Origin of the sequence: Streptomyces durocortorensis, assembly GCF_016901035.1 — a bacterium.
Classification (GTDB): Bacteria; Actinomycetota; Actinomycetes; order Streptomycetales; family Streptomycetaceae; genus Streptomyces; species Streptomyces durocortorensis.
In genome coordinates this window covers 12,664-15,752 of record NZ_JAFEUF010000170.1, presented here as the reverse complement: position 1 = coordinate 15,752, position 3,089 = coordinate 12,664, and the positions used below count along the sequence as shown (strand labels likewise).

At 61.2% G+C, this 3,089-nt stretch carries 4 protein-coding genes; all 4 read right to left on the bottom strand.

Translation table 11 applies throughout. The features are described 5' to 3' along the window. Window positions 1–130 precede the first annotated feature (130 nt). Window positions 131–628 carry an RNA polymerase sigma factor gene (locus tag JS521_RS37545; RefSeq protein ID WP_372448616.1) on the bottom strand — a complete coding sequence of 166 codons (498 nt, stop codon included), beginning with the start codon at window positions 626–628 and terminating at the stop codon, window positions 131–133. 152 nt (window positions 629–780) lie between these two features. Then, complete coding sequence (locus JS521_RS25760; RefSeq protein WP_205085366.1) at window positions 781–1,038, bottom strand: hypothetical protein; 258 nt, start codon at window positions 1,036–1,038, stop codon at window positions 781–783. A gap of 580 nt (window positions 1,039–1,618) precedes the next feature. Beyond that, the gene (locus JS521_RS25755) at window positions 1,619–2,020 is read right to left on the bottom strand and encodes a hypothetical protein (RefSeq protein WP_205085365.1); all 402 of its coding nucleotides are present in this window, start codon (window positions 2,018–2,020) and stop codon (window positions 1,619–1,621) included. Then, window positions 2,017–2,796, bottom strand: coding sequence for a ParA family protein (locus JS521_RS25750; protein WP_205085364.1), 780 nt, complete (start codon window positions 2,794–2,796; stop codon window positions 2,017–2,019). The genes JS521_RS25755 and JS521_RS25750 overlap by 4 nt, the downstream gene beginning before the upstream one ends. Window positions 2,797–3,089 lie beyond the last annotated feature (293 nt).

Sequence of the window (3,089 nt, the reverse complement as noted above, 5' to 3'; positions counted from 1 at the left end):
GGGCTTCCATTAGCGCGTAGCGCTAATGGTGGGCCTAATTGTATTCGCAAAGCGAATCAATTCCCGATCGAATGTCTGGAGCGTAGCGGAGGGCATTCGATTCCTATTCGGGTTAAGGCGCGTAGCGACCTTATTCCAATTCGTCCTTATGCGCGTCGATCCGTCGCATTCTTCGGTTATTTGTTTCCATTAGTCTTGGTCGTGTTTTTTCTAGTCTTTTCGCTAGATATGCTCGCGCGTGTCTCATTGTGGATCGGACGGTGCTTTGTTCTACTTCTAGGATTTCCGAAATTTCGCTTGGAGAATATCCTGATAGCGTCCAAGCCAATACTTGTCTTTGCCTTTTTGGCAATTCTTTTAGGACTTGAATGATGTCTGAGCTTTCGGTGATGAAATCAATGGGGGATTCAATTGCTCTTTCGATGTGCTCGGAGGTTACTATTTCCTTGTGGAACTGTTCTCGTGCTCTTCTGTAAATGATATTGTTCGCCACTTTGTAGATCCAGGCTTTAGGGTGCTCTACTTTCTCCCAGTTTTTAACGAGCTGGATCGTGGCTTCTTGGGCGATATCTTCTGCCTGCGTTTTTGAGTCGGTCTTGTTTTTGAGGAAGTTGATTAGTTTCGGTATTTCACTGTTATAGAATTCTTCGATCTGGGCTTTGTGTGATTCCTGAATACTGGGTGAGTCTGGTTGTTGTCCTGCTTGGGGACGTGCTTGAGCCCCGGTCCCGTTTTGCTTTTGGGCCCGGGGCTCAAGCGTGTTGCCTTCAGTGTCCAGAGTCAGAGCCTCTCAGAAGGGCCGTGATGCCCGTCATTCGGCTTGTGCGGGCTGAGCCACGTCTTGAGGCGCTCGATCGCTCTGCCTGTGCGGTCCAGGGCTTTGACGCTCTTCTTGGTGAAGTGCTTCTTGACTGTCTGGAGCCGTGCCCAGGCAATGGAACCGAGCAGGCAGAGGGAGAGGCCGGCGATGGAGAGTCCGAGGGCGTACTGGTGCACTGCCACCAGTTCCGCGGGGATCTCGTACTCCTTGCCGACCACGTGCAGCAGGATGACGGCTCCAATGAACCATGCGATAGCAGTAAGGCGGCGTCCGCCTCTTGCTGCGGAGCCGCCTGTGTTTACCGTGGCCAAATGGACCACCTTCTCTTTCGCACCAGTTATCGGACTCTCCGTGTCCCCACTCGGGCGAAGTGTTTTGACAGACAGCGGAGAGGCCGCGACCGAAGGTCGGCTTTTAGTCAAGCACTACGGATAGGTGTAACGCAAGCGGCCCAGGTCAGTGGAACTGAACCTGGGCTGATCGTTAAATGCCTATATGTGCCGCTTGTGAAGTTCGCGGCTTTATCGGACCCGCCGCCTGTCTACTCGCCCGAGTGGGGGCGGCGGGTCCCGGTGCGACAGAAGGCTCCTGCGAACAGGTTCCGGCCGTCATTGATTAGGAGTCATCTCGGACCCTAATCGTGCAAGAGACTAGCATCTATTTCACGTCTCTTGAGGGTCCATTTTGAGCCACTACTCACCGTGCATTTGTGGACTCGTGGCGTCATAAGACCATAGTGACAGTTCACCATGGTGGGAAGAGTTGCAGGTCAGGCATGAGGAACGGACCTGTTTCACTTCATCGAAGCCGCCGGAGTAGTGCCTTGCGGGTGGGTTCGTGCTCCATGCCCATACGGATCAACTCTCGGACGACCTCTGCCTTATCCAGAGCACGGCGCCCGGCGTCGTCGCGCAGCTCCAGGACGAACCGGTCGATCTGCGAGGACTCCTCCGGGTCGAACCGCACAGTCGTTGGGATCGCGTCGGCTGCCGCGGGCGGAGGCTTGCGGCCGCCGCGGGTTCGCCCAGGCCGGGACTGCCGGCGGCCGGTCGGCTGCTCAGACTCCTTGTCTTGGTGCTGCTCTTGTTGGGGCTCCCGAGAGGTCGGCGTCTTGTCGCGCCGCAGCTCCTGGAGCTTGGCCCAGTCGCCGGTGAGCCCGCCCATGTCCGGCGGCGGCGGGGTGTTCCGCGATGAGTTCATGGGGCCAGGACCACCTTCGCCAGGTCGCGGAACCACTGGCTCGCCTCGCACTTCGCGTCGTACTCCAGAACGGGCACCCTGGCCCGCCAGGCTTTGCGGATGTCGGTCCGCTTCTTGATCTCAGCGATCACGGGCGGCTGACCGAGGTTCCGGAACGCTTCAAGCATGGAGGACACGATCTCGCCGTCCCGCGTGTCGAACCGGGTGGGGATCAGGCCAAGGATGTCGATGTCGACGTCCATGTCGTTGCTCAGGATCGCCACCTGACGCAGCAGCAGTCGCAGGGCCCGGATGCTGGAGTCCTCGGCCTCAACCGGGACCAGGAGGCCGCCGCGCTTGCCCGGCCGCCGGCGCGCGGCCATCAGCGCGCACTCAGTGCCGATCCCGAGGGAGGGCGGGGCGTCGATGACACAAGCGTCGTAGTCGTCCTCGAACTTGGCCAGGAGCTTGGAGAGCCGCATCTCGCGGGCGGTCGCCGCGTACAGGCCCTTGTCCAGCATGAACATGTCCATGTTGGTGGGCAGGACGTGGAGCCGCTCGCGGTAGGGCACCAGCAGTTCGTGAGGGTCGCCGCTCCACTCCCCCAGGACCCAGCCCTTCATCGTCCGGTGGTCCGGGCTCTCGTCCACACCGAGGGCTTCGGTCATGTGGCCCTGCGGGTCCCAGTCGACCAGCAGTACGCGGCGGCCGTGCTCGGCGAGCGCCGCGCCCAGGTTGATGGTGTTGGCGGTCTTGCCGACACCACCCTTCTGGTTCGTCATGGCGTAGATGTCCATGGAGGGCAGCGTAGAGCCTCGCTCGTGACGCCACGAACTCACGGGGCCGGTACCCCACGAATGTGCTGTCGCGCTTGCTTGTCGTGCCCGCCGAAAGCCCCGGATACGCGGACCTCTGCCCTGGGCACACCGACGACAGTCACCTGACGCGACAGAGTGGCCCGACAGGACAGAGAGCCCGGGAGGGTACGCAGGAGGGGGGGGCGCCGGGGGGGGGGGGGGGGGGGGGGGGGGGGGGGGGGGGGGGGGGGGGGGGGCCGGGGGGGGGGGGCCGCCCGCCCCGACGGGGGTGT